Below are 25,845 nucleotides of genomic sequence, written 5' to 3' on the forward strand. Positions count from 1 at the left end.
TACGTGGCTTCGGTGACTGGTCGGCGGAGGAGCGAAAGGGTAAAAAGCCACCATCGCCCCGATTCAGCTATTGATTCTATGCATTAGTTTTCGTATCTAAGTGCGAGGATTGAGCACCCAATAAAAGAAACGAAGCTTACCAGTCTAAGAAAAGAAGTTGCGAATCCATCGCTAGAAAGAAAATAAATCAAATACCAAGATATTCCGTTATATGTACTTGGTGCATTAAATCCTTTGCAAAAATCAAATATGGCAGCCGCGACGAGAAAAAGTGCCCAATTCGATAGTTGGCGTTCGCTATCTGTCAAATTATTTGATCCTGTTGACCTGGGACGTTTCTTGTAGCCATTTGGCAAGTGAGTTCTCTTTTATCCTAGAGGCAAGGAGAACTCGATGAAGAAGCGATTTACCGACGAGCAAATCATCCGGATCTTGCGCGAGGCCGAAAGCCGGGACGAACCGGTGAAGGAGCAGTGCAAGCGCCACAACATCTCGGAACAGACGTTCTATCGTTGGCGCAACAAGTTCGGTGGCATGGATGTGGCCGACGCCCGCCGGCTCAAGGATCTGGAATCGGAGAATGATCGGCTCAAGCGCCTGATCGCTGAGCAGATGCTGGTGATCGACGGTCTGAAGGAATTCAGCCGAAAAAAATGAGTACCCCAACGGGCCGGCGCGAAGCGCTGGAAGTCCTGACTCGGCGGGGTCTCTCGCAACGCAAGGCATGTTGCTATCTGGGGCTGATTCGCCGGGTGGCTACCTATACGCTCAAGCAACCGGAGAAGGATCGGAGCCTGGGCGAGCAACTGATGGCGGCCGCGCAGGAAGTGCCGCGCTTCGGCTACCGGCGGATGTCGGCCTGGCTGGCGATGGGCGAATCGCGCGTGCGGCGAATGTGGCGAGCCTTGCAGCTCAACATTCCTCGGCGGCGTCCGCGCCGTCGTCGTTGTGGCAACGACATTCGCTTGCCCGGTGCGACACAACCCAATTCGGTATGGAGCTATGACTTTGTGCACGACCAGTTGGTGGACGGGCGGGCGTTGAAGATGCTCTGCGTGATCGATGAATACACCCGCGAGTGCCTTGCGATCGAAGTCGGCGCCAGCTTGCGGTCGCAGGATGTGATCTTGACGCTGTCGCGACTGATGCGGCTGTACGGCAAGCCAGCGTTCGTTCGGCCTGACAACGGCGCTGAATTTACCGCTGCCAAGGTCATGCAGCTGGCTGCGAGACGCTGCAATCGGTCCGGCCTTCATCGCGCCAGGCAGTCCGTGGCAAAACGGGTTCGTCGAGAGCTTCAACGGCAAGTTGCGTGACGAATTGCTGAACCGGGAATCGTGGACCTGTCCGGGATTTTGTGGGCGGGGCATATCATGAGAGGTAAAAGTCATGGATATGCCGATGCCGAAAAAACGAACAGCCGCTGCGCAGGCGGCGGAGCGGGGCCCGCTGCCGGACCTGCCCAAAGAACTGCTTGACCAGTTGGTTACTGGTCCAATGACGCCAGCCGAGGTGCAGAACCTGATGCTGGCCTTCAACAAGGCACTCATCGAGCGCGCCATGGGTGCTGAGATGAATTTGCACCTGGGTTACCCGTCCGGACAGCCCAAGCCACCTGGACAGGCCAACGAGCGCAACGGTGCCAGCGGCAAGACGGTCATGACGGAGCGCGGCCCGGTCCGGGTCGAAGTGCCTCGTGATCGCGACGGTAGCTTCGAGCCAATCCTGATTCCCAAGCACGAGCGCCGCTTTACCGGTTTCGATGAGCGCATCATCGCGATGTACGCGCGCGGCATGAGCGTACGCGAGATTCAAGCGTTTCTGGCAGAGAGCTACGGTACCGAGGTGTCTCCCGATTTCATCAGTTCGGTAACCGACGAGGTCATGGCCGAGGCTTTCGCCTGGCAAAGCCGGCCGCTCGAAACAATGTATCCGGTGGTGTTCTTCGACGCGCTGCGGGTCAAGATCCGCGATGACGGAATCGTCAGCAACAAGGCCGTGTATCTGGCACTGGGCATCCAGGCTGACGGCCAGCGCGACGTGCTGGGGCTGTGGATCGAGCAGACCGAGGGCGCCAAGTTCTGGCTCAAGGTATTCAATGAACTGAAGGTACGCGGCTGCCAGGATATTCTGATTGCCGTGGTTGACGGTCTGAAAGGACTTCCCGAGGCAATCGGCACGGTTTATCCCCAGACTACCGTGCAGACCTGCATCGTGCATCTGATCCGTAATAGTTTGGAGTTTGCCAGCTACAAGGATCGCAGCGTACTCGCCAGAGCGTTGCGCCCGATCTATGCCGCGGCCAGTGCGCAAGCGGCCCAGCAAGCGCTACAGGATTTCGCCGAGGGTCCATGGGGAAACAAGTATCCGATGATCGTCCAGTGCTGGCAGCGCGCCTGGGAGCACGTCACACCGTTCTTCGTGTTTCCGCCGGACATTCGGCGAGTGGTTTACACCACAAACGCCATTGAGAGTTTGAACATGCAACTGCGCAAGATCATCAAGACCCGCGGTCACTTCCCACACGACGAAGCCGCCGTCAAACTGCTCTGGCTCGCGCTGCGCAACGTGCTGGCCAAGTCGGTACGAACGACCTTCGACTGGAAATCCGCGATGAACCAGTTTGCTATTCTGTTCGGGGAGCGATTTACGCAAGCCCGCTGATCACTGGTTGTTCAACCGCCTCGCCCACAAAAATGCGGACAGGTCCGGAATCGTTCCGCAGCCGTGCCGAGGCCAAGGTACTCATCGAACGCTGGCGGCAGTTCTACAACGAGCGCGGGCCCCATAGCGCGCATCGCTATCAACCTCCGGCCACGGTCCGTCGAGCCTGGTTGGATTCCGATAATATCGACGCGAGACTCACTGCCTGATTGGTCACAAAATTCAGCCTCAGGTCACAGTGCTTCCCTACGTCCATGCAAACCGTTTGTGTGACCGCATTCAATCGCGTTCTGAGTGAAAATGTGATTTCAATCAGACATCATCCCCCAGTGGTTGACAATTCAGTGTTGCGCACACGACTCCGCGCACCAAACCTAAGCGCGATTCTCAAATCCACTTAAAATTTTTATCACAAGTCAAATAAAGTTTGACTGGTGCAATTTTTGATTGTTATCTTGTGCCCCGAGAGCTATCGCAGTTTGGTCTAAACCAAACAAAATGCTAACAGAAATATTTAGTTATACATACATTTCAGGAGTGGGTGCCAGATCAAGAGGGCGCAAGGGCACTCAGTCACGATTTTCAAATCCGGTAGGAATCCCGGCCGCTATAGATCGAATGTACGGAGTACGGATATTCCTGATTCGTGCATTCCGGTGGCCGTGGATGATCCCGTGGCCACCGAAGCGGCGGCGGGAAGACGTGCGGAGAGGCCGCTGAATACGTCCGGGCTCCGGGCGTTGTATTCCTCAAGCATTTCATCCGGCAGACTCCGGACGAGTCCGTAATGACCGCCGAAGCCGAGAATTCAGGCGCCGCCGCATGCCGGACATGGCTTGTGGGATATAAGTAGGAGTGCAAAATATATCGATTGATGAATGAAGGTCTCGATGAGACGGGTTCCAGTGGGGTCGACGCGCCACGGCCGATGCGCCTAGATCAATGGTTTCCTTTGGAGAAGGAGGTATCCGGCGTCAACGTATGACGTCACGGCCACGCAGATCGTCCAATTTTCAAGATCAATCATCAGGAGTGCTGAAATATGTCGGTTTCTGAAAACGAAATATCACGCGCATTGACGCGTGGACGTCTGGCGATTGCATTGACCGTTGCGCTCGCGGCATACGGCACGACGGTGGCGGCGCAAACCCAAACCACCGAAGCAGGAAGCTGGGTGCACACGCGAAATCACGTGCACGCGGAAGTGGCTGGGGGGCAGTTCACCAGTGATGCGAAGGATGCGGAGCCGCTGGCGATTGCCGTTACGATGAAGCTTCGCAACGAGGGGGCATTGGATCAGTTCATCAAGGAGGCGCATCGCCCTGGCAGCGCGTCGTATCAGAAATTCCTGAGCACGGATGAGAGCGTGGCCACGTATACGCCTACCGAGCAGCAGGTGCAAGCCGTGGTGGACCACCTGACCCGGGCGGGCTTCACCAACGTGCAGGTCGCGCCCAACCGGATGCTCGTGACGGCGCAAGGGACGGTAGGCATGGCGCGCTCGGCGTTCCGCACGACGATCGGCCACTTCAACGTTCACGGTCGCGACGCGATCGCCAATACGGCGAACGTGGAGGTGCCGGCGGCGCTCGGCGATACGGTGGATCGGGTGCTCGGGCTGCAAACGTTGAATCAGCCGCGGGTTTATTCGATGCCCGTCCAGAAGCTGAAACCCGCTTACTCGGTCGTCACCAGCGTCGACGGCAATCCGAATGCGCATGGCTACAAACCGCAGGAATTCGCGACGGTGTACGACGCCGGCAGTCTTGCCGCCGCGACGTCAACCGCGGTGGCTATCGTGGGTTGGGGTTCCATGACGACGTCCGCGGCGGACCTGGTCAAGATGGAGAAAGACCAGGGCATTCCGCAAACGCCTACGACGATCAAGGCCTATGGCGGATCGAAGGGCGCCACCGGCAACGACGACTCCGGGCAGGGCGAATGGGCAATGGATGCGCAGGCGATCGCCGGCACCAGCGGCGGCGTGAAAAGCCTGACTTTCTATACCGCCTACAGTAACTACGGGCGCAACGGCAGCACCGTCACGACCGCTGGCCTCGTCGCGGCGATCAATGGCGCTGTCAGCGACAATACCGCCAAGGTCATCAACATGTCCTGGGGTGACGGCGGCGAAGTGTGCACCTTGAATGGTCAGGCCAACACCGACACCGCCTGGGCGGATTCGTATTTCAAGCTTGGCGTGGCCCAAGGGCAAACCTTCTCGGTTTCATCGGGCGACAATGGCGCTTATCCTTGCCCGACCGCGGCTCAAGCCGGTACCAACTTCAACGGCGAATACGGTGACAAGACTCAAGCAGCCGTGAGCTATCCCGCCAGTTCGCAGTACGTCGTCGCGGTTGGCGGCACGACGCTGAGCACGACGGTCACGGACAGCTACATCTCCGAAAAAGTATGGCCGTATAGCGGTGGCGGCGTCAGCAAGATTGAGGCAAAACCAGCCTGGCAAAGCAATGTCTCCGGAAATTATCGGGCAGTTCCTGACGTGGCGTTCGATGCGGACTGGACCAATTCGCCGATCATCTACTACCTGACCGCCAACTCGCAGAACCCCCTGCCCAACGGATCCGGGTACTACAACAACGGCGGAACGAGTTTGGCGTCGCCGCTCTTCGTCGGCTCGTGGGCCCGCCTGGAGAGCGCGCACACGAACTCGATCGGCTTTGCCGCGCCGGCCCTCTACGCGTATGGCAAGACGCTGCCGGTGCATGACGTCACCAGCGGCAGCAACGGCGCCTATTCGGCCGCTGCCGGCTGGGACCACGCATCCGGCTGGGGCAGCTTCGACATCTCCGCTATCAACAACTTCATCAACAGCACGCCAGGCTTCATCTCGACGTCCAATCAGCACTGATTCCAGGTACCTACTGATCGTTGGCGGGCGGGTTCGTGAAGGACTCGCCCGGAACTTTGGAGGTTCTGTCGCAGCAGTTCTTGTCGGTCGATGTGTGAGGCGATAATGACGGCCCGGCTGGCCCCCGAGCCACACGACGGAGGCTGTTTGCATCAAGCCTCGTTCTCACTCCTCCCTACGCATCCGCCCACTTCCTCAACAGGTTGTGATAAACCCCCGTCAACGCAATGACCACCGAATCCTTCGCCCCTTTCTCGGCGGACAGCGCCTGAATCTGCGTATCGAGCTGAAACAGCAGCGTCCGGTCACCATCATCGCGCACCATGCTCTGAATCCAGAAGAACGACGCCACCCGCGCGCCGCGCGTGACAGGCGCCACGTGATGCAGGCTCGACGCCGGATACAACACGAGATCGCCCGCCGGCAGCTTCGCGCGATGCACGCCGAAGGTGTCCTCGACGCACAGCTCGCCGCCGTCATACGCATCCGGTTCTTCGAGAAACAGCGTCGCCGACAGATCGCTGCGCACCCTGAAATCGGTGCCGCGCAGCAACCGGATCGCATTGTCGACATGCGTGCCGAAGGCCTCGCCGCCTTCATAACGGTTGAACAGCGGTGGAAACACCTTGAGCGGCAGCGCGGCCGAGAAGAACAGCGGATGGCGCGCGAGCGCGTCCTCGATCGCCTGGCCCACCGCACGCGCGGCGGGCGACCCTTCCGGCAACTGCCGATTGCGTTTCGCGAGCGCCGATTGCGCGCCCGAGGTCGCGTTGCCGTCGGTCCATTCCGCGCTGTCGAGCAGCGCGCGGCATTGCCCGACCTGTTCCTGGGTCAGCACGCCGGGGATGTGCAGCATCATGATGCGGATTCCGTGGAGGCGGCGGCCTGCGCATGCGCGACCGCGCGGAACGCGGCGAGCGGCGAATCCGCCAGATGGGCGCGCATTTTTTCGAGGAACGCGGGCGTCGCGGTGCGCGGCACGCGCGCCAGCCATTCGAGCGCCTCGGCCACGCGGCCCTGCTCGCCGAGCAGGCGGGCCAGGTTGAACTGGCCTCGGAAATCGCCGCCCTCGGCGGCGCGCCGGTAGTAATCGAGCGCGGCGTCGCGGTTCGCCTCGACCACCCAGCCGTCCTCGTAGAAGCCGCCGATCAGGTTCTGCGATTTCGCATGACCAAGCGCCGCCGCCTTCTCGAACCACGCGAGCGCTTCCGCTCGATCTTCCTCGATGCCGTTGCCGAGCGCGAGCGCAGTCGCGTAGTTGTACATACCCCAGTCGAGCCCCGCGCGCGCGGCTTCGCGATACCAGTACACGGCGACGCTCGCGCACGCGGCGGTGCCCCAGCCGAATTCGTAGCAGCGGCCGAGCATGTTCATGCCCATCGGGTGAGCGGCCTGCGCCGCATGCCGGAACCAGCGGAGCGCGGCCGCCGGATCGCGCGCGACGCCCTGTCCGTCGAGCAGATATTGCCCGTACACGGCCTGCGCCTCGACGACGCCGTTCTCGGCCGCCGCCGCAACCCACGCGGCGGCGATCTCGGGCGGCCCGGCGAGCAGTGCGGCGAAGCGGTCGGGCGAGACCGCCGCCAGCTCGCGCAGCGAAACCGGCTGCGCCATCAGTAGCGCGCGTTCAGCGTGACGTACGCCGAGCGGCCCGGCGCGATCGACGCGTAGTGCGCCGGATACGCCTGGTCGAAGTAGCTGCGGTTGAACAGGTTCTGCACGTTGAGCTGCACGTCGAACTTCTTGTTGATCTGGTACTGCGCCATCGCATCGAAGCGCCAGTACGACGGCACCGCCCGCAGGTTCGCCGTGTCGCCGAACACCTTCGACATATAGAACGCGCCGCCGCCGACCGTGAACTTCGGCGTCACGTCGTAGTTGGTCCACAGCGTGAAGCTGTGCTTGGGCGTGTTCGGGAACTGGTTGCCGTCGTCGGCCGTGTTCTTGCCGTTGTCGCGCAGTTCGCTCTTCAGGTAGGTGTAGCCGCCATAAACCTGCCATGCGCGGGTCAGCTGGCCCGCGATGCCGAGTTCGAGGCCCTGCACGCGCTTGTTGCCGACCATCGCGTACTGGTTGTTCGGCAGCGTGACGCGGGCGTTGGTGGTATCGATCTGGAACAGGGCGGCCGTCAGTGCGAGCTTGTCGTTCAGCACGTTCCACTTGGTGCCCAGCTCGATGCTGCGGTTCTTCTCCGGCGACATCTGGTCGGCGTTCGAGCCGACGCCGCCGCGGCCGGGCGTCAGCGATTGGGTTTCCGAGCCTTCGCCGAGCATCATGCCGGCCGGCGTCGACGAGGTCGCGTACGACGCGTAGATGCTGCTCGACTGGGTCGGCTTGAAGACGAGGCCGAGCTGCCAGTTCACGAGCGTGTCGTCGCGGGTGTAGGTCTTGGAGCCGTTCGCGCGGGTGTCGGTGAAGCGGGTCGAGTAATCGTCGATCCGCACGCCGCCGTTCACGAGCCAGCGCGGCGTCAGCTCGACCGTGTCGAAGCCGTAGATCGACTTCGTAACCGTGCGCGCATGCGCCGGGTCGTTGTTCGCCTTGACCGAGCCGGCCCACGGATCATTCGGGTTGGGCGACCACAGGCTCGTGCAGTTGTAGCCGGAAATCGCACCGATGCCCTGCTGGCAGATCTTGCCGGTGTCGGTGGCGACCGTGTACGAATCGCGCTTGCCCCATTCGCGCGACAGCTCGATCCCGGTCGTGAAGCTGTGCTTGAACGGGCCGGTGCGGAATTCGCCGAACAGTTCGGTCTGGTTCGCGATGCTGTTGATCGCGCTGTTGCGGTTGTTGTTGCGGCGCCAGACCTTGCCGTTGATCACGTTGCCCTGGCTGTCGTCGGGTTGGGTCCAGATGTAGTCCTGGGTCGATTCGGTGTAGCGCGTGGTGTTGCGCAGCGTCAGCGACGGCGTGATGTCGTGCTCGATCCGCACCGTCGTGATGTCCGAGGTGGTCTTGCGGAAGTCGCGGTTGACCAGGCCGTAGAAGTTGTGGCGGTCGACCGGGGCGGGGTAGATCGTGTCGACGTTCGCGGGCTTGTTGCCGGTCGTGTAGAAGTACGGGATGCCGCCGTCGGGCAGATCGTCGGTCGACAGGTGGTAGTAGCTCGCGGTGACGCGGGTCGCCGTGCCGAGGCCGAACGCGACCGACGGGGCAACGCCCCAGCGCTCGTTGTTCACCGCATCGCGGCCGGCCACGTCGTTGTTGTGGCTCATCAGGTTCAGGCGGAACGCCGCGTGTTCGGAGAACTGCCAGTTGCCGTCCGCCGTGAAGCGCCGGTAGCGGTCGGTGCCGAGGCCCGCGCTGCCCGCCGCGGTGGTGCCGAGGTGCGGCATCTTGGTGACGGTGTTGATGCTGCCGCCCGCGCCGCCGCGGCCGCCGAACGCGCCGTCGGAGCCGCGCGTGACCTCGATGGTCTCGGTGTTGAAGATCTCGCGCGTGGTCGCGCCGGCATCGCGCATGCCGTCGACGAACATGCTGCCCTGCGTGTCGTAGCCGCGCAGGAACGGGCGATCGCCAAGCGGATTACCGCCTTCACCCGCGCCGAACGTGATGCCGGGCACGGTGCGCAGCGCCTCGGCCAGGGTCGTCGCGCCGGTGCTGCGGATCAGTTCCTGTGGAATCACGGTGACCGATTTCGGCGTATCGACGAGCGGCGCGGTGAACTTGATCGACGACGCGGTATCCGCCTTGAAGCCGTGGTCGGCCTGGCCTTTCACCTGGATCGGCGCGAGATGGTTTTCTGCGGTGGCGGGCGGCGCGGCATCCTGGGCGAATGCCGGCGTGGCGGCGAGCACGCCGCAAAGCGTGGTGAACTGGCCGAGCTTGCGCTCGTCGATACGCGACTTCATGAACGGTTATTCCTTGTGCCGGAGCGTGATGGAAAGGCCGCCGTGTTGCGCTTGGCGACCTCGTCACATTTATTACAGATTGTTTTCGATGGGCATTCTAGTGAATAACTTCATGAATGAGAAGCGTTCTTGTTACGTATTCTTGAACAAATCTCAAATTCGCAGCCAAATTGACGCAACGTCGGCGAAAAATGCGGGGCTCGATTCAGACGGGCAAGGCGGCGCGCGGCCGCGACGGCCGGCGTGGAACGGCGCCGGGCAGGGGGCCCGGCGCCGATGTGTAACAGATGGGAGGCTTAGTCGACGCCGTGGAACACCGCGTCCTCGGGGCCGAGGTACGCGGGCGGGCGCCACGCGGCGTCGCGCATCGAATGCGGCACCTGGTGCTCGACGCCCAGCAGCACCGCGAAGATCGCCATCCGCACCGGAATGCCGTTGTCGGTCTGGCGGAAGATCGCGAGGCGCGGGTCGCGGTTCAGGTCGGTCGACAGGTCGTTCGCGCCGGGTCGGCTGTCGCGCGGCAGCGGGTGCATGATCAGCGTGTCGGGGCCGCACACCGCGTCGACGAGCGCCTGGTTGATCTGGAAATCCGGGGTGTAGCCCTCGAACGATTCGTCGGTGAAGCGCTCCTTCTGGATCCGCGTCGCGTAGACGACGTCCGCGCCCGCGAGGCCCTTCGCGAGGTCCTGGGTCTGTTCGACCACGTGGCCGTGGCGCGAGATCTGGTCGAGGATGTAGGCCGGCATCTCCAGCATCGGCGGCGACACCAGCGTGAACTTCAGGCCGCGATACAGCGCGAGCAGCTTGACGAGCGAGTGGACGGTGCGGCCGTATTTCAGGTCGCCGACGAGCGCGATGTGCGCGCCGTCGACGATCTTGCCGAGCCGCGAGAACTCGCGCTGGATCGTGTACAGGTCGAGCAGCGCCTGGCTCGGATGCTCGCCGGGGCCGTCGCCGCCGTTGATCACGGGCAGGTTGATCGCGCGCGCGAACTCGGCCACGGAGCCTTGCTCGGGATGGCGGATCACGAGCGCGTCGACGTAGCCCGCCATCACGCGGCTCGTGTCGTAGATCGATTCACCCTTCGCCATCGACGAGAACGTGAAGCCGGTGGTGTCGCACACCGAGCCGCCGAGCCGGCAGAATGCCGCGCCGAACGACACGCGCGTGCGCGTGCTGGCCTCGAAGAACAGGTTGCCGAGCACCGCGCCTTCCAGCACCCGCGAGATCTTGTGGCGGCGGGCGATCGGCTGCATCACGTCGGCGACGCGGAACAGCGCCTCGACCGAGTCGCGCGAGAACTGGTCGACCGACAGCAGCTGCGGCTTGCCCTCGAACAGGAATTGGTGCGATGCGCTCTGGGAATCTACGCTTTGCGTATATCCGTCGGCCGGGGCGGCGTGGGTGACGATTTCCGACACGAAGCGCTCGACGATCTCCGGCATGCTGCGCGATTCCTGCGAATCGTCGGGCAAGAGCCACGTGTCGAGGGCGCGTCGGCTGACGCCGATACGGTTCGCGAACGCTTCGCGGGTCATGTTGAGGCGGCGCATCGCGTCGCGGAGGAACGCTTGTTGAGGGACGGTCATCGGATGGCCTTCGGTGATGAAATATACGCGGTGCGTATATTAGGTCGGCGCCGGCCAAAGTCAAGAGAAACGTGTCCCCCAGGGGGCATGTGCGCGCTTCACCACGTTCGCTGTGCAATCGGATGCAGCGGCGCGACGGGTCCGTATAATCGGGACCGGTCCCCGCCCGATTGCGCGGCGGCATGCGTCGACGGCTCGCGGGCGCGAGCCCTTCTTTCCAAGGAGATTGCGAATGACTCGCTCGATTGCTGCAGTACTGCTGATCCTCACCGCCGCGCTCGCCGGCTGCAATACGATCGCCGGCGCCGGCCAGGACATCTCGAAGGGGGGCCAGGCGATTTCGGATACGGCCGAAAAGGCGAAGTAAGTCCGGCTGTTCGAAGCGCCGCATCACGGGCCCGCTTGCGCGGGCCCGTTTTCATTTGGGGAGGCGGGTCTTGCCGCTCAGGCGCGCACGATCGTCGCGCCCGCCGCGACGAGCGACTCGACGTGCGCCGCATCCGCGTCGCGCTCGACCACGATCGAGGTCGCGAGCGACAGGGCGCCGATCTGGTATTGCGAGGCCGCGTTGAGCTTGTCGGCGGACGCGAGCACGATGGTTTCCGCCGCGTGCGACGCCAGCGCGCGCTTCATGTAGGCCTCCTCCAGGTCGCCGGTGCTGAGCCCCGCGCGCGGGTGCACGCCCGTCACGCCCATGAAGTAGAGATCGGCGCGGATGGCCGAGAGCGCCTCGAGCGCGGCCGCGCCGACCGTGACGATCGAATGCTTGAAGAGCCGCCCGCCGATCACGATCACCTCGACGCCCGGATGCGCGACCAGCTCGACCGCGACGCTCGGGCTGTGCGTGACGACCGTGGCTTTCAGCGCGGGCGGCAACTGGCGCGCGAGTTCGACGGCGGTGGTGCCGCCGTCGAGGATCACCACCTGACCGTCCCCGATCAGGCGCGCGGCGGCTTGCGCGAGCGCGCGCTTGCCGTCGGATTCGAGCGGCACGCGCCGCGCGTAGTCGGCGTCGGCGGCCGACGCGGGCAGCGCGCCGCCGTGCACGCGCTGCAGCTTGCCTTCGGCGGCCAGCTCGCGCAGGTCGCGCCGGATCGTATCCTCGGATACGCCGAAGGTTTCGCTCAACTGCTTGGCCAGCACCTGGCCGTCACGCCGCAGCGCGGTGAGGATCGCGGTTTTTCTCTGGTCGGTGAGCATCGGTTGGGCTTGCACGAAAATTCTTGTTTTTGCATGAATCTGCACGATACCATCGGGTCTCGATTTCGACAACGGAGACGAACGATGACCCCGACCGCCGAGCGCGTGCGCATCCTGAAGACCGAGGTGCTGTCCGACGATTGGTACGTGCTCAAGAAGACCACCTTCGATTTCCTGCGTCGCGACCAGGTGTGGCAGCGACAGAGCCGGGAAACCTACGATCGCGGCAACGGCGCGACGATCCTGCTGCGCGACCGCGCGCGCGACACCGTGCTGCTGGTGCGGCAGTTCCGCTTGCCGGCGTTCGTCAACGGGCACGACGGGATGCTGCTGGAGGCGCCGGCCGGGCTGCTCGACCGCGCGACGCCGGATGCACGCATCCGCGAGGAGGTCGAAGAGGAGACGGGGTATCGCGTCGAACGGGTGGAGAAGGTGTTCGAGGCGTTCATGAGCCCCGGATCGGTGACCGAGAAGCTGTTCTTCTTCGTCGCCGACTACGACGCGGGCGCCAAGGTCGGCGGCGGCGGCGGCGTCGAGGCGGAGGGCGAGGATATCGAAGTGGTCGAACTGACGCTCGACGAGGCGCTCGCGATGGTCGGGCGCGGCGAGATCGTCGATGGCAAGACCATCATGCTGCTGCAGTACGCGGCGCTGGCGCGGCGCGCGCGGACGCTGGGCGAGGTGCGCGGCTGAGCACGCGGGCGGCGGCGCGGGGTGTCCGGGGCGGCGGCGGGACGGACGGCCGGCCAGTGCGTGACGATGTCGGGTGGCGGGACGTGGGGCCCGGTGTTCGCGCTGCCGGGTCGTCGCACGTAGCCGGCACGCCTGTCGGGTGCGTGCCGGCCGGGCCTCATTGGGCATCGGGCGTCGCCGGGCGGCAGCCGTGCTCCGGGTGGGCGGCCGCATCGGGCGGGCGGGCATTGCCGCGGTGGGCCTTTCCGGTCCGGCGCGGCAGCGCGCCCATCATGACGCCCGCCAGCACGAGCGACAGGCCGGCCATGCGCGCGGCGCCCAGCGGCTCGGCGAATGCGAGCGCGGCCAGCACCACGGCCGACGCCGGCGCGAGGGCGGTGAACAGGGCGGCTTCGGTGCCGCTCGTGCGCGCGGAGCCCGCGTACCACAGCAGATAGCCGAGTACGGTCGGCACCAGCGCGTAGTACGTGATCGCGGCCAGTGCGCCGAGGCTCGGCGCGATGTGCATCGCGCGCCATTCGAAGGCGGCCGGCACGAGCGACAGCGCGAGACCGAGGCCCGCCATCGTCGTCGACAGCGCGAGTGGCGCGAGCGCTTGCGTGAGGCGGCGGTTCAGCAGGATGAACACGGCTTCGCACGCGACCGCCGCCAGCACCAGGAGATCACCCGCGAGCGCGCGCCACGACCATGACGCGCTGCTGTCGAGCGTCACGGCCAGCGCGCCCGCGGTGGCGAGCGCGGCCGCGCACCAGTCGCGCGGAGTCTGGCGTTCGCCGAGCAGCAGCGCGGCGCACAGGGTCGACATCGCGGGCAGGGTGCCGAGCATGATGCCGGCATCGATGGCGGACGACAGATGCGTGCCGGCGATCAGCAGCACCGTGTAGCCGACCGCGCCGGCGGCGGCCTGCGCGAGCAGCAGCAGGCGGTCGCGTCGCGCGGGGCGCGGCCATGCTGTGCGGCGCAAGCGCATCAGCATACAGAACAGCGGCAGGGCGATCGCGAATCGCAGCGCGGTGGCGGTGAAGGGAGGGAGGCTGTCGCCCGCGAGGCGGCTCGCGACGACGGTGCTGCCCACGCCGAGCATCGCGAGCGACAGGTAGAGGTATCCGACATATCTTGAGTTCATGGCCGCGATCGTGCGCCGTGGATGCGCGGGCGTCTTGAACGGAATTGCGGAGGGGCGGGCGTGCGTCGCCCGCGGCCCGGCATCGTCAGCCATGACGAGTAGACGCAGGACATGGCGGTTCGCATTCGCCACCAGCCAGCCAAAGGCGCGGGAAGGCTTCGCGAAGGCGCGACCGTTTGGGACCGCGCTCCATCGCCAGGCGCGCCGTTTCCGGGCGACGTTTCTGAATTCCATCTGCGCCGAGTGGGGCGCCATGGGCCGCATCCACCGCGCAAACTATATTCAATAGCGCCTTGTTTGGTGGCTTGGCGCGCTTTCATTTTGCGTGGATTAAGGTATTTTAATTCAAGGTGGGGGATTCCATCCTTGGTCAGGTTTTTCGATATTTAAAGATTTTTGAGTTTTGAATATATTTTTTGAAGTGATTGATTGATATTTTTATGGGTTGAGTTGTTGGCTGGTGGATGGTGGGCAGGAGGTGAACGCAGTGCCTCGCTTGGGTGGGCTGTCCGGGCAAGGGGGCACATCAGGCGCTGGGGGGTATTCTGAACGAGCAAGTCAATTATTTTGACATTGATTGCTGCGTGAGAGGGTATCGGATTTCTGAATTTTCGATTTTTATATCTAATGAATTGTAAATTTATCCGATAACTGTCAGTGATGACGATGGTTTGCCGGAGCGGGTGGGGTACTGTTTCGGCCGGAAAGCTTGAGGGGGGGCTTTCTGAATATGAGTGCGAAGTGTGGGCTGCGGGAATGGTCAGTTTTTTGGAGGGGTAATGATTAATATATCGAATAATCGAAGATTGGCGTGCGTTATCTTGTCATCCGCGTTGGGAATGAGCCTCGCCGGTTGCGGCGGCGATGACGGTAGTGGTGCGCCATCCACGTTGACTGGGCAGTCGGCGGCGGTCAATGACGGCAGAAGCGCGATTGCCGCAACCCCTGATCAAGGCGCTGACAATAGCGCGCCATCGAGCAACGGGGCTGCCCAAGGCGGCGCCGCCGAGATATTGGGAGCCGCGGTCGATCTCGCATCGATCAACAAGACGGCAACGGCACTGGCCAAGCAAATGTCGCAAAGCCAGATGATGCAGATGTTGGGTACGCAGAATCCGCACGGGTGGGCGGGTTATATCACCGGCGTACCCAGTCTCGGGATACCCGATCTCATCATCAATGATTCGACCACCGGCGTTGGCGACTGGGCAGGCGCGATCGGGACGAATTTCCCATCGTCGATAGCGGTGGCCGCCAGCTGGGATCCGAATATCAGCTACCTTAACGGCGGTGAAATCGCCAGGCAGCTGCGTAGTTACGGCATCGGCCTGGGCCTGGGAGCGGGCGTCAACATGGTGCGTGATCCCAGGTATGGGCGAATATTCGAGTTCTTCGGCGAAGACCCTCTCCTGAGCGGCGTCATGCTCCGGCGGCGCACGGAAGCATCGCAGGACAATCATGTCATTGCCACGGCCAAGCATTTCGTCGGCAACGATCAGGAAACCAATCGCGTTGGCGTAGGGATGTCGTCAACCGGACAAGCATTGCCCGGAGGCAATTCCCAAATCGATGAGCGGACGCTGCGGGAACACTATCTCAAGCCGTTCGAGATCGCGATCAAGGGGCCCAATCCGCCCGGAAGCGTCATGTGCGCTTACAACTCCATCAATAATTTCCAAGCTTGCGAAAATAAGGCACTGTTGACCGACGTGCTGAAAACCGAATGGGGTTTCAACGGTCAGGTCGAGTCGGACTGGGACTCAACCGCCGCTCAGAATGTGATCGCGGCCATGAATGCCGGGACGGACGAGAAGGAAAGCAGCGTGAACTTGTCGCTCGTCGGCACTGCGTTGACCAGCGGAACGCTTTTGCCCGCTCGCCTCTTCAATATGGCAAAGCGCAAACTTTTCGCCATGATCCAGGCGGGGCTCGTTACCGCGCCTGGAGCCCCGGGGGAGATGACATTCGGGAAATTATTCGAGGCGGAGTATGGCGTGCTCTCTGGCGGCGCAACGAGCGCGTCCAACCATGCGGGCTACACGGGCGCCGGGTTCGTTGCCGGCCTTGACCCGGTCGGATCCCAGGTCGCCGCTACCTTGGCGGGGGTCCCGGCACAAGGACAATATAGTTTGCAGGTGCGTTACGCGAACACGACGGGCAACGACGGCCGGACCACGACGCGGACGATGGACGTGCTGGTCGATGGAGTCAGTGCCGGCCACCTCAGCTTGCCGGTAACAGGAAGCTGGAATACCTGGAAAGTCGTGGCCATGCCGCTTCAACTCGCTCCCGGGAACCACAGCGTGGTGCTTGCACACGATTCCAGCGCGAGTGGGACGGTCAACATCGACAGCTTCGCGGTGACACCGAGCAACGCTGATTTTCCGCCGGCGGCAATTCCGAGTGCGGGCCCCATCGATTTCGCGGCAGGACTCAACGTCGCCCAGACGGTTGCCGAGCAATCGATGGTTCTGCTCAAGAATTCGACGGCGTCGACGTCTTCAAGCAAGTTGCTCCCGCTTGATCCGACCAAGTCGCTCAAAATCGCGGTGATTGGCGGCGAGGCCGACCTGGCCATACTGGGTGGCGGCGGATCGGGAGGGACGGGCGCGGGCCAGCTTGGCTCATTCGGCGGCGTGACGACACTCGTCAACAGCAATTCCGGGAACGCGTCGACGGGATTGGAAACCTACAGTAAGGCCTGGAAGAAAATCCGGACGCCGATCGTGGCGGCCATCAAACAGGTCGCGCCCGGCGCGACTGTGACTTACGCGGGCTATAGCTCCGATCCGACCACGAATCCCTTCAGGAACTACACCCAGGCCGAGGTCAACAATGCTGTCGCCACGGCCAGGAACGCGGATGTCGCCATTGTCGTCGTGACGCAGATCGCCGGTGAGCAGATTGATCTGCCCAGTTTGACGCTGGCGAATCCGGCCAATCAGGATGGCCTTGTACAACAGATCGCGGCAGTCAATCCGAGGACGATCGTCGTTGTCGAAAGCGGCAATCCTGTGCTCATGCCTTGGAAAGATCAGGTGCCCGCCATCGTCGAGGCCTGGTATCCAGGCGAAGGCGGCGGCATGGCTCTGGCCAATATCCTGTTCGGCAAGGTCAATCCTTCCGGCAAACTTCCGCTGACCTTCCCTGCCCGCGAAAATCAGACGCCGACGGGCGGCGGTACATTCTCGAACAATCCGATCTATAAGGAAGGTCTGAACGTCGGCTACGCCTGGTATGACAGTCGTGGCGAGTCGCCGCTCTTTGAATTCGGATTCGGCCTGTCTTATACGACCTTTGCCTATTCGGGGCTCGCGGTCAGTGCGGCCGCCGACGGCACCAAGACCGTGAGGTTCTCGGTGACGAACACCGGATCCATGGACGGACAGGAAGTCGCTCAGGTCTACATGGCATTTCCGAGCGGCTTCGGTGAGCCGCCCAAGCGTCTGGTGAACTGGGCCAAGGTGGCGCTCAAGGCGGGCGAAACCAGGAACGTCGCCGTTGTCGTCCCGCCGGACAGGCAAAGCTATTGGGATACCGGTGCCCACAAATGGGTTTATATGCCAAATGGTTCCGTGCTGGTCGGGGCCTCATCGAGAGATATCCGCTTATCCCGTTGAAGGGGCGGCACGTCGTGGTGACCGTCTTCTGAAGACGCCGGATCGACACATCCGCTCCAGCCGCTCATCGACCTGATTGCGATTGAACCGGCTGGAGCCGCATCGTGCGATAGGTATTCGCTTGCTGGGTTGTGGTCGATCCTGCGGATCTCGGGTGACTGATAGATGGACCATTGACCGGCAGGCATTGAACGTTCAGGTATCGGCCGATCGCGAATCGCGGCGCGACGCCGCGATTCGCGCAGATTGCCGGGAAATCCGGTTGGTCACAGCCTGCTCCCTGGTCGGCATTTCGCGAACGAGCCGGCAGGGGTCGACAGCGGCTCAGTACTGCGAAGTATTTGGCGGATCGACGCGTGTTGAAACAGCGCGCCGGACACGACATTCAACCATTGGATGAATGGCAGGCACTTCAGGCGCTGGAGCGCTTCGCATCACGCTCACGAGGAGGGGCAATGCAACGCATGAATCAACTGGAATACCGCGCGAAACAGCAGCGGATCCTTCAGTGGCGGCGACTGGCCGTGCTGTCCACGCTGTCCGCGGCGCTGCTCGCGGGCGGCTGCAACGGCGACGGGTCCGGCGAGGGCGGATCCGTCGCCGGCAACACGCTCGCCTCGCCGGCCGACAGCACGACAGCGACCGGTTCGCCGGGCGCCGTCGCGCCGGGCGCCGTCGCATCGGGCGCGGTCGCATCGGGCGCCGTTGGCGCCTGGGACGGCAAGACCTTCCAGATCGATCGGCCCAACGTCGTTGCCCGATCGAACATCGTGCTGAGCCAGCCGAACCTGGCCGCCAGCCAGGCGATGCCGCTCGGCAACGGGCGCCTCGGTGTCGCGCTGTGGTCGGCGAACGGCCTGACGGCCCAGCTCAATCGTGCCGATACCTTGCCGAAACGCTACTCGCCGGGGCAGGTCGTCATTCCGGGGTTGTCCGCGCTGACCGGCGCCGCCGACTACACCGGCCGCCTCGATCTGTACAACGGCGAGTTTCGCGAGAGCGGCGGCGGCATGACCGCGACCGCCTACGTCCAGCCCGACACCGATGCGCTGGTGATCGATGTCACGGGCGCCAATCCCGCCCAGCCACAGACCGCGATCCTGAAGCTGTGGTCGCCGCGCACGCCGTCCGCGACGCTCAGCGGGAATGCCGTCGGCGTGCTCTCGCAGTCGTGGACCGACGGTGTCAAGGGCGACGTCAAAGGGAGTTCGGGGCGGACCTTCGGTGCGCTCTCGGCGATCACGGCGCAGGGCCGTCATGTCACGGCGTCGGTCACGGACCCGCTGACGGTGACGGTGACTTTCACGCCGAACGCCGACGGAACCTTCCGCATTGTCGCGGGCGCGCCCCACTATGACGGCAGCCAGCCGATCGCGGCGCTGGCGGCCGCCAGCGTGGCGGATACCTTGCCGAGCGCGCACGTCAGCGCCTGGAACGACTTCTGGTCGCGGGCCGGGCTGATCAAGCTGACGTCGTCCGACGGTAGCGGCGAGTACATGGAAAATCTGAGGAACATCTACCTGTATTCGTCCGCCGCCGAAAACAAGGATGTTTATCCGGGCTCCCAGGCAGGCGTGGCGAGTCTGTTCTCGTCGGCTCAGGACGCGCATCAGTGGGACCCCGCCGCGTATTGGCACTGGAATCTGCGGATGCAGGTCGCGGCGAACCTGTCCGCTGGACTGCCCGACCTCAATGCGCCGTACTTCAATCTCTATCAGAGCAATCTCGCCGACATCGAGCAATGGACCACAGCCAACATGGGGGGGCGGTCGGGCATATGCGTGCCCGAAACGATGCGCTTCAACGGCCAGGGAATCGAAGAGGCGAATGGCGCCGTGGTCGGACTGGATTGCAGCGCAGGTTCCGCTCCTTTCTACAATGCCCGTACGCTGTCGACGGGGGCCGAGGTGTCGCACTTCATCTGGACACAATATCTCGCCACCAATGACCGGAGTTTCCTCGCCAAGCACTATCCGCTGATGGAGGCGGCTGCCCGCTTCATGCTTGCTTACCAAAGTGCCGGCACCGACAAGCTGCTCCACACATCGCCGACCAACGCGCATGAAACGCAATGGGACGTGAAGGATTCGACGACCGATCTCGCCGCCATCCGCACGCTCTATGCCGACACGCTGAGCGCGGGGCGGGTGCTGAACCAGGTTCCCGGGCAAGCCGTCGATGCGGTGCTCGCGGCGAAAATGAACGCGGCGCTGCCGCAGACCCCCGATTACCCGCGCACCCAGGCATCGGGATCACTGACGCTGTTGTCCGCCGCCGCGGATGCGGCGGGCGCCGACGTTATCGCGATGTCCTATCAGCCGGCGGCCGCCGCGCGTAATTCCGAGAACATCGGTCTCGAACCGGTTTGGCCATACGACCAGATCGGCGATGCGTCGCCGCTTTATACGCTGGCGAAGCGTACCTATATCAATCGTCCGAACAAGACGCAGAACGATTGGAGCTTCGATCCGATCCATGCGGCGCGACTGAGCCTGCCGGCCGAGGTGAAAAGCACGCTGGCGACGCTGACGGGCAATTACCAGAAATTCCCCAGCGGCTTCGCGAAATTCGTCGGCGACGAACCCTATGTCGAACAGATCGGCGTGGTCGCGACGACGCTCGCGGAGTCGCTGGTCCAGGACTACGATGGATTGATCCGGATTGCCCCCGCGATACCGGCGGGCTGGGACTACGACGGCACCGTGTACGTTCGCGGAAACACCCGGGTCGATGTTCAGGTCCGCGGTGGCGTGCCCGCGGGCGTGGTGATCGAGCCGGGCTCCAACGTTGCGCTGACGGTGCGCAATCCCTGGCCCGGCGCCAAGGTGACGGCCTCTTCGGCGGGCTTCGCGAAGCCGGTCCAGCTGAGCGGGAGCGTCTTGACCTTACAGCCGGTTGGAACTCAGGCAATCGTGTTGCAGAAGGTCGGGGGCGGCAGTCTACCCGTCGCACCCGTCAGCGGGGCTCCGGCTACGACGGCGAAGCACATCGGTTCCGTTCAGATCGGACTTTGATTGATCGGAAAGACGATTCTGCTGCATGCAGGCCGGCTATTGGGATGGCGAGGCGAGACGTCCGCCCGCGGTTTTCCGGGGCAGGGAGGATCGATTGATTCATGGCCGCCTTCGCGACGCCGCCCATGGACCCGAATCTACCCCCGCCCCCTCGCCGCCACGTACTGCCCCGGCGTGACGCCGAACTGCCGCGCGAACGCCCGGGTCAGGTGGCTCTGGTCGGCGAAACCGGCATCGCAGGCCGCCGCCGCGATGCTCGTGCCGCGTGCGAGCATCGCGCGGGCGAGCCGCACCCGTTGCTGCAGCAGATACGCATGCGGCGTGATGCCCACATCGCTGGCGAAGCCGCGCAGCAACTGGAAACGGCTCACGTCGGAGAGCGCCGCCAGTTCGGCGAGCGTGACCGGCGCGGCGGGCGCGGCGTCGATGCGCGCGAGCGCGCGTCGCACCGACGGCGCGGGCCCGGCGTCGCGCGGCGGGCGGCGCGCATGCCGCGCGAGCAGATGCGCGACTACCCGTGCGAGCGCTTCGTCGGCGGCGAGCGGCGACGCATCCGGCGCGGTCGCGCACCGGAACAACCGTGCGAAGTGCGTCGCGAGTACGGGATCGCGCACGGCCGGGCGGGTCAATTCCACCGTGTCGAGGCCGGCCTCGCCGGCCAGCGCCAGGAACGCCGCCGTCTCGACATAGATCATGCGCCACGCGCGCGGGCCGCCGAGCGGCGCGCCGTCGTGGACTTCGCCGGGATTGACCATGATCGCGTCGCCCGCGCACGCGTCGACCTGCCCGCGTCCGCTCCACGACCGATGCGCGCCCGCCGCGAGCACGCCCACGCCGAACTGGTCGTGCGCATGGCGGGGGAACGCGCGGTCGGTGGCGAGGCTCATCGCCTCGATGGGCAGGCTGGCGCAGCGGTGCAGGGTGACGCGGTGCATTCGGGCGGCTCCGGGGACGGCGCGGCGGCGCGCGCATGGGCGTTACTGTACGCCGGGCGGGCCGCCCGTTCATCCTTCCGGTTGATGGCGGGCGCGGCGACGCGCGGGCACCATGGTCGCCATACAACCTGCCCGGAGCATACGCATGGAAGCAAACCCGGTATTCATCCAGGTCGGCGCGCTGGCCGACGGCTTCGCCCCCGACAATCACGTGCTCGCGCCGGTCGGCGATCTCGCCGGCCGTACGCTGACGCTCGACGCGCCCGGCGCGACGCCGCGCGCGTACCACTTCGTCAGCGCGACGACGCTGCACTGGCGCGAGGGCGAGGGCGCCGCCTCGGGCGAGGCGGCCTATCGAGCGACGCGGCTGCGCGACGGCCTGTACTTCGTCGACTACCTCGATCCGACCCGCCGCGCGGCGGCGACGAGCGTGGTGCTCGATCTCGCCGACGGCCTCTGGACCTCGATCGACGGCGTATTGCCGACCGAGGCCGACGCGCATCTCGATGCGCTGACGCGCGTCGAGCGCGGCCTGCCGCTCACGGCGGTCGAGGCGAGCTTCCGTCACGGCACGATCGAGGGCGTGCCCACGCGCGGGCCGCTGCACGCGCCGACGGATGAGTTGATCGGCAAGCGCACGATGTATCGCTACAGCGCGACCGAATGCTACGAGCACATCTATCTGAACGCGCATTTCTACGCGTGGCAGTGCCTGTCGGGCGTCGAGGCGGAGCTGGCCGACGTCGATCGCTGCCATTACTTCAAGCTCGCGGACCAGCTGTACCTGTTCGTGTGGCGGGAAAAGATCGTGCCGACGCTCGGCGTCGTGTTGATCGACCTCGCGCAGCGCAAGACCGACGGCAAGATCTTCGGCTACCGCGGGGGTGATTTTGGCGCGCTGTCGAATTTCCCGGTCGGCGCGCATGCGACGGTGCTGAACGAAACCGTGTATCCGCTCGAACGATGAGCGCGGGCCAGCCGATCGAGCCGGGCGCGGCCTTCGCCGGCGCATTTCGCGGTCGCGCGGTGCTCGTCACGGGCGGCGCGCAGGGCATCGGCGCGGCGATCGTCGAGGCGTTCGTCGCGGCGGGGGCGTCGGTGGCGATCGCCGACCTGCAACATACGGCCGCGACCGAACGCGCCGCGCGTCTCGCGGCCGCCGTGGGCGAGGTGGGCCGGACGGTGCACGCGTATCCCGTCGATGTCGCGAGCCGTGACGCGCTGTTCGACCTGGCGGCGCGGGTCGAGGCCGAGCTGGGCGGGCTCGACGTGGTCGTGCACAACGCCGCCTATTTCCCGCTGACGCCGTTCGAAGCGATCACGCCCGAGGTGCTCGGCCGCACGCTCGACGTCAACCTGAGCGCGTTGTTCTGGCTCGCGCAGGCGGCGCTGCCGGCGTTCAGGCGGCGGGGCGGGGGCCGCCTGCTCGCGACCTCGTCGGTGACCGGGCCGCGCGTCGCCTATCCGGGGCTGGCGCACTATGCGGCCTCGAAGGCCGGGGTGAACGGTTTCATCCGGGCGGCGGCGCTCGAACTCGCGCCGCACCGGGTGACGGTCAACGGCGTCGAGCCGGGCATGATCCGCACGCCGGCGGCCGACAATCTCGGCGATCCGGCGCTGAGCGCGCGGATCGCGCGCGGGATTCCGCTCGGCCGGCTCGGCGAGCCGGCCGACATCGCGGGTGCGATGCTGTTCCTCGCCTCCGACGCCGCCGCGTACATCACGGGGCAGACGATCGTCGTGGACGGCGGCGCGACGCTGCCGGAGAGCCACACGGCGGGCGCGTGACGCAGGCGGACGGGCGGTGCGCCCGGCGCGACGAAGGGGCCCGGGCGCGGTACGCCGCTTCATTTGCCAATTCGTGCTATCGCCTCCGTCGCACGCGTGGCTAAGCTGACGCGCATTCGTTCGCGGCGCGTGCCGCACCTTTCCCACGGATGGCGTCGATGGATGCGGACCCGAATCCCGCCGCGTGGCGCGCCGCGCTGCACGTGAGCGCGTCGACGCTGCAGGCGTTCGCGCGGGCGTCGTCGATGGTGTTCTACCGGCTGGACGCCGACGGCCAGCCGGCCGACTTCGAGTTGTTCGGCATGCCCGAGGCCATGCATCGCGCCTACGTCGGGCGCTACCGGCCGCTCGATCCCATGCATCCGTCGCGCTGCGCCGCGCAGCCGGAATCCGTGGTCACGCTCGCGTCGCAGCTGCCCGACGCGCAGCGCGCGACTTGCCCTTATTGGACCGGCTTCCTGCGGCAGCACGGCGTATCCGACGTGGTCGAGCTGTGGCTGCGCGACGGCGGCGCGACCGTCGCGGCGTTCTCGCTGCTGCGCGCCGGTGCGGCCGCGCGCTTCACGGCGGCCGAGCTGGCGGCGCTCGGCGCGCTGCAACCGCTCGTCGAGACCGCGCTGCTGCCGCATCTGCGCGCGATCCGCGGCATCCAGCGGATCGACTGCGATGCGCGCCTGACCTATCGCGAGGAGCAGATCGCGCGCCTCGTGCGCGACGGGCGCTCGAACAAGGAGATCGCGCGCGATCTCGCGCTCGGCCAGCCGACCGTCAAGACCCATCTGCTGCGCATGTTCCGCAAGCTCGGCGTCTCGAACCGCACGGAGCTGGTGGGCGCGCTGTTCCTGGCGCGCGGGTCTGCCAATTTGCGCTAACGGCGCGCGCACGGCCCTCGCTAGAGTGGTACGCGGATGACGCGCCCGTCCAAGCCGGCGCGTACCGTCAATCACGATAACGAGACGCATATGACTCAGACGACTACTGTCACAGTGAGCGGCGCGGTGAGGGCCTTCGCCGCGCGCGACTTCGGCCTGTTCATCGACGGCCGCCACCAGAGCGCGCATTCGGCGCGCACGCTCGACGTGTTCGATCCGGCCACGGGCGAGCGCCTCGCGCGCGTGCCGGACGCCGATGCGACCGACGTCGACCGTGCGGTCGAGAGCGCGCGGCGCGCGTTCGACACCCGGGTGTGGCGCGGCCTGCGGCCCGCCGATCGCGAGCGCGTGCTGCTGCGCTTCGCCGACCTGCTGGAGGCGCACGCCGAGGAACTGGCGCAGCACGAAACCCTGAACCAGGGCAAGTCGATCAACGTCGCGCGCGGCGTCGAGGTCGGCGCGACGGTCGAATACGTGCGCTACATGGCGGGCTGGGCGACCAAGATCACCGGGCAGACCTTCGACGTGTCGATCCCGATGGTGCCCGGCGCGCGCTACACGGCCTATACGCGCAAGGAGCCGGTCGGCGTGGTCGCCGCGATCGTGCCGTGGAATTTCCCGCTGATGATCGCGGTGTGGAAGCTCGTGCCGGCGCTGGCGGCCGGCTGCACGGTGGTGCTGAAACCTTCGCCGGAAACGCCGCTCACCGCGTTGCGGATCGCCGAGATCGCGCTCGACGCGGGCGTGCCGCCCGGCGTGTTCAACGTCGTGACGGGCGGCCGCGAATGCGGCGCGGCGCTCACCGCGCATCCGGCGCTCGGCAAGATCTCGTTCACCGGCTCGACCGCGACCGGCAAGCTGGTCGGCACGGCCGCCGTGCAGAACATGACGCGCTTCTCGCTCGAACTGGGCGGCAAGAACCCGATCGTGATGCTCGCCGATGTCGATGTCTCGCAGGCGCTCGAAGGGGTGGCGGCGGGCGCGTTCTTCAACCAGGGCCAGGTGTGCGCAGCCGCGTCGCGGATCTATGTGCATCGCAGCAAGTATCGCGAGCTCGCCGACGGCCTCGCGGCGCTGGCGGGCGCGATGCGGCTCGGCCCCGGGCTCGACGCGGCGGCGCAGATCAACCCGCTCGTGTCCGCCTCGCATCGCGACAAGGTGCTCCAGCATCTCGATCGCGCGCGCCGCGACGGCGTGACCTTCCTCGCGGGCGATGCGCGCGCGCCGGCGCTGCCCGGCTATTTCGTGAAGCCGGTGGTGCTGGCCGATGCGCCGCCCGACAGCGCGATCGTGCGCGACGAGGTGTTCGGCCCGGTGGTGGTCGTGCAGCCGTTCGACGATGCGGCGCAGGCGGTCCAGGCCGCCAACGCGTCGCCGTACGGGCTCACGGCGAGCCTGTGGAGCAACGATCTCAAGGCGGTCATGGATCTCGTGCCGGAGCTGGAGGCCGGCACCGTGTGGGTCAACTGCCACATCCCGCTCGATCCGGCGATGCCGTTCGGCGGCTACAAGCAGTCGGGCATCGGCCGCGAATTCGGCCAGTACGCGGTCGAGGGCTTCACCGAGACCAAATCCGTCTGCATCGCGCACTGAGCCGCGCGCCTTTTATTCTGGAGTCCAT

General features: G+C 65.0%; 19 protein-coding genes and 2 pseudogenes. 14 read left to right on the forward strand and 7 right to left on the reverse strand.

What is annotated here, in order from left to right; all coding sequences use genetic code 11:
- Nucleotides 1–393: 393 nt before the first annotated feature.
- From Bsp3421_RS34290 to Bsp3421_RS09225, 6 genes and pseudogenes are all read left to right on the forward strand, one after another.
- Nucleotides 394–657: a transposase gene (locus Bsp3421_RS34290; RefSeq protein ID WP_443111486.1), complete on the forward strand. Its 264-nt coding sequence runs from the start codon at nucleotides 394–396 to the stop codon at nucleotides 655–657.
- A 236-nt stretch (nucleotides 658–893) separates the two neighbouring features.
- Nucleotides 894–1,232 (forward strand): annotated as a pseudogene (locus Bsp3421_RS34295) (DDE-type integrase/transposase/recombinase); the annotation flags it as partial.
- A 22-nt stretch (nucleotides 1,233–1,254) separates the two neighbouring features.
- Entirely contained in the window at nucleotides 1,255–1,377 is a 123-nt protein-coding gene (locus Bsp3421_RS34300) for an integrase core domain-containing protein (RefSeq protein ID WP_443111503.1), read from the forward strand.
- 24 nt (nucleotides 1,378–1,401) lie between these two features.
- The gene (locus Bsp3421_RS09215) at nucleotides 1,402–2,664 is read left to right on the forward strand and encodes an IS256 family transposase (protein ID WP_273998330.1); all 1,263 of its coding nucleotides are present in this window, start codon (nucleotides 1,402–1,404) and stop codon (nucleotides 2,662–2,664) included.
- A 47-nt stretch (nucleotides 2,665–2,711) separates the two neighbouring features.
- Nucleotides 2,712–2,873 (forward strand): annotated as a pseudogene (locus tag Bsp3421_RS09220) (integrase core domain-containing protein); the annotation flags it as partial.
- Nucleotides 2,874–3,706: 833 nt separating this feature from the next.
- Nucleotides 3,707–5,536, forward strand: a complete 1,830-nt coding sequence (locus tag Bsp3421_RS09225; RefSeq protein WP_273998162.1) for a S53 family peptidase — start codon at nucleotides 3,707–3,709, stop codon at nucleotides 5,534–5,536.
- A 175-nt stretch (nucleotides 5,537–5,711) separates the two neighbouring features.
- Here the strand turns inward: Bsp3421_RS09225 and Bsp3421_RS09230 are convergent, their stop codons facing one another.
- The 4 genes from Bsp3421_RS09230 to Bsp3421_RS09245 all read right to left on the reverse strand — a co-directional run bounded on the left by Bsp3421_RS09230 (nucleotide 5,712) and on the right by Bsp3421_RS09245 (nucleotide 10,976).
- Nucleotides 5,712–6,395 carry a Fe2+-dependent dioxygenase gene (locus Bsp3421_RS09230; RefSeq protein WP_273998163.1) on the reverse strand — a complete coding sequence of 228 codons (684 nt, stop codon included), beginning with the start codon at nucleotides 6,393–6,395 and terminating at the stop codon, nucleotides 5,712–5,714.
- The gene (locus tag Bsp3421_RS09235) at nucleotides 6,392–7,150 is read right to left on the reverse strand and encodes a tetratricopeptide repeat protein (RefSeq protein ID WP_273998164.1); all 759 of its coding nucleotides are present in this window, start codon (nucleotides 7,148–7,150) and stop codon (nucleotides 6,392–6,394) included. The genes Bsp3421_RS09230 and Bsp3421_RS09235 overlap by 4 nt, the downstream gene beginning before the upstream one ends.
- On the reverse strand, nucleotides 7,150–9,387 hold the full coding sequence (locus tag Bsp3421_RS09240) for a TonB-dependent receptor (protein ID WP_273998165.1): 2,238 nt from the start codon (nucleotides 9,385–9,387) through the stop codon (nucleotides 7,150–7,152). The genes Bsp3421_RS09235 and Bsp3421_RS09240 overlap by 1 nt, the downstream gene beginning before the upstream one ends.
- A gap of 296 nt (nucleotides 9,388–9,683) precedes the next feature.
- The gene (locus tag Bsp3421_RS09245; RefSeq protein ID WP_273998166.1) at nucleotides 9,684–10,976 is read right to left on the reverse strand and encodes an aspartate carbamoyltransferase; all 1,293 of its coding nucleotides are present in this window, start codon (nucleotides 10,974–10,976) and stop codon (nucleotides 9,684–9,686) included.
- A 232-nt stretch (nucleotides 10,977–11,208) separates the two neighbouring features.
- Here Bsp3421_RS09245 and Bsp3421_RS09250 point away from each other — a divergent pair, with 232 nt between their 5' ends.
- Nucleotides 11,209–11,343, forward strand: coding sequence for an entericidin A/B family lipoprotein (locus tag Bsp3421_RS09250; RefSeq protein ID WP_273998168.1), 135 nt, complete (start codon nucleotides 11,209–11,211; stop codon nucleotides 11,341–11,343).
- Between the two features lie 77 nt (nucleotides 11,344–11,420).
- Here Bsp3421_RS09250 and Bsp3421_RS09255 read toward each other — a convergent pair whose 3' ends face one another.
- Nucleotides 11,421–12,176 (reverse strand): DeoR/GlpR family DNA-binding transcription regulator, encoded by a 756-nt coding sequence (locus tag Bsp3421_RS09255; RefSeq protein WP_273998332.1) that lies wholly within the window; start codon nucleotides 12,174–12,176, stop codon nucleotides 11,421–11,423.
- Nucleotides 12,177–12,260: 84 nt separating this feature from the next.
- Here Bsp3421_RS09255 and Bsp3421_RS09260 point away from each other — a divergent pair, with 84 nt between their 5' ends.
- Nucleotides 12,261–12,869 (forward strand): NUDIX domain-containing protein, encoded by a 609-nt coding sequence (locus Bsp3421_RS09260; RefSeq protein WP_273998169.1) that lies wholly within the window; start codon nucleotides 12,261–12,263, stop codon nucleotides 12,867–12,869.
- Nucleotides 12,870–13,026: 157 nt separating this feature from the next.
- Here the strand turns inward: Bsp3421_RS09260 and Bsp3421_RS09265 are convergent, their stop codons facing one another.
- Nucleotides 13,027–13,995, reverse strand: a complete 969-nt coding sequence (locus Bsp3421_RS09265; RefSeq protein WP_273998172.1) for a DMT family transporter — start codon at nucleotides 13,993–13,995, stop codon at nucleotides 13,027–13,029.
- 839 nt (nucleotides 13,996–14,834) lie between these two features.
- Between Bsp3421_RS09265 and Bsp3421_RS09270 the strand changes: the two genes are divergently transcribed.
- Nucleotides 14,835–17,615 (forward strand): beta-glucosidase, encoded by a 2,781-nt coding sequence (locus Bsp3421_RS09270; protein ID WP_273998173.1) that lies wholly within the window; start codon nucleotides 14,835–14,837, stop codon nucleotides 17,613–17,615.
- 455 nt (nucleotides 17,616–18,070) lie between these two features.
- Nucleotides 18,071–20,629: a glycosyl hydrolase family 95 catalytic domain-containing protein gene (locus Bsp3421_RS09275; RefSeq protein WP_273998175.1), complete on the forward strand. Its 2,559-nt coding sequence runs from the start codon at nucleotides 18,071–18,073 to the stop codon at nucleotides 20,627–20,629.
- A gap of 137 nt (nucleotides 20,630–20,766) precedes the next feature.
- Here Bsp3421_RS09275 and Bsp3421_RS09280 read toward each other — a convergent pair whose 3' ends face one another.
- The gene (locus Bsp3421_RS09280; RefSeq protein WP_273998177.1) at nucleotides 20,767–21,564 is read right to left on the reverse strand and encodes an AraC family transcriptional regulator; all 798 of its coding nucleotides are present in this window, start codon (nucleotides 21,562–21,564) and stop codon (nucleotides 20,767–20,769) included.
- A 145-nt stretch (nucleotides 21,565–21,709) separates the two neighbouring features.
- Here Bsp3421_RS09280 and Bsp3421_RS09285 point away from each other — a divergent pair, with 145 nt between their 5' ends.
- The 4 genes from Bsp3421_RS09285 to Bsp3421_RS09300 all read left to right on the forward strand — a co-directional run bounded on the left by Bsp3421_RS09285 (nucleotide 21,710) and on the right by Bsp3421_RS09300 (nucleotide 25,817).
- Nucleotides 21,710–22,531, forward strand: coding sequence for a molybdenum cofactor biosynthesis F family protein (locus Bsp3421_RS09285; protein WP_273998179.1), 822 nt, complete (start codon nucleotides 21,710–21,712; stop codon nucleotides 22,529–22,531).
- Complete coding sequence (locus tag Bsp3421_RS09290) at nucleotides 22,528–23,352, forward strand: SDR family oxidoreductase (protein WP_273998180.1); 825 nt, start codon at nucleotides 22,528–22,530, stop codon at nucleotides 23,350–23,352. The genes Bsp3421_RS09285 and Bsp3421_RS09290 overlap by 4 nt, the downstream gene beginning before the upstream one ends.
- Before the next feature lie 158 nt (nucleotides 23,353–23,510).
- Nucleotides 23,511–24,224 (forward strand): response regulator transcription factor, encoded by a 714-nt coding sequence (locus tag Bsp3421_RS09295; protein WP_273998182.1) that lies wholly within the window; start codon nucleotides 23,511–23,513, stop codon nucleotides 24,222–24,224.
- A 90-nt stretch (nucleotides 24,225–24,314) separates the two neighbouring features.
- Nucleotides 24,315–25,817 (forward strand): aldehyde dehydrogenase family protein, encoded by a 1,503-nt coding sequence (locus Bsp3421_RS09300; protein ID WP_273998183.1) that lies wholly within the window; start codon nucleotides 24,315–24,317, stop codon nucleotides 25,815–25,817.
- Nucleotides 25,818–25,845 lie beyond the last annotated feature (28 nt).

This window comes from Burkholderia sp. FERM BP-3421 (assembly GCF_028657905.1).
In the GTDB taxonomy this organism is placed as follows: domain Bacteria; phylum Pseudomonadota; class Gammaproteobacteria; order Burkholderiales; family Burkholderiaceae; genus Burkholderia.